The sequence below is a fragment of the Actinomyces sp. S6-Spd3 genome, assembly GCF_000758755.1.
Classification (GTDB): domain Bacteria; phylum Actinomycetota; class Actinomycetes; order Actinomycetales; family Actinomycetaceae; genus Pauljensenia.
This window is the reverse complement of sequence record NZ_JRMV01000089.1, coordinates 1-634: the sequence shown is the minus strand read 5'-3', so window position 1 is coordinate 634 and position 634 is coordinate 1. Positions and strand designations below refer to the sequence as shown.

1 protein-coding gene is annotated in these 634 nt (G+C 53.0%); it reads left to right on the top strand.

Translation table 11 applies throughout. From position 1 onward, the window contains the following. Positions 1–610: FadR/GntR family transcriptional regulator (locus HMPREF1627_RS00535; protein ID WP_199805854.1), on the top strand; the 610-nt coding region annotated here is incomplete at its 5' end. Between the last annotated feature and the right edge of the window lie 24 nt (positions 611–634).

The window sequence follows — 634 nt, the reverse complement described above, 5'->3', positions numbered from 1 at the left end:
TCCTCTTCCTACGGAAATCCAGCTGTGCGAAGATCTTGGCGTTTCCCGTTCCTCTGTGCGCGAGGCGATTCGTAAGCTCGAAGCTTTAGATATTGTGCGCGTCCAGCAAGGACGCGGTTCGTTCGTTGGCGAAATGTCGCTTCAACCGATGGTTGAAACGCTGGTTTTGCGCTACGCCCTGGACCATTTTGAAGGATCGGAATCGCTGCGACACGTTGTAGCTATTCGCAGGTACATTGATCTAGGGATGAGTGACAGCTTGGCGCGGGAGATGAAGGGAACTTCTAATCCGCAGCTGGAAGAGCTAGTTCAGGTGATGATTAAGAAGGCCGAGGCCGGGCAGACCTACCTGGAGGAGGACATTGCTTTCCACAATGGGCTTTCTTCCTATTTGGATAACAGCCTGCTGAATCAGCTGGTTGCGGCAATGTGGATGGTGCACCAGTCTTTCATTCCAGACATGGAGGAAACGATCCGGCCGGACTTGGTGTCGACCGCGAAGGCGCACGCCCTCATGTTGGAAACTGCGCAGGCTGGTGACGCGGATGCGTATCGCGCTGCCGTTTACGCTCATTATGAGCCGCTTGCAAACATTCTTGATCTCAGCTGATTTTAGAGCAATGAACATTTCATC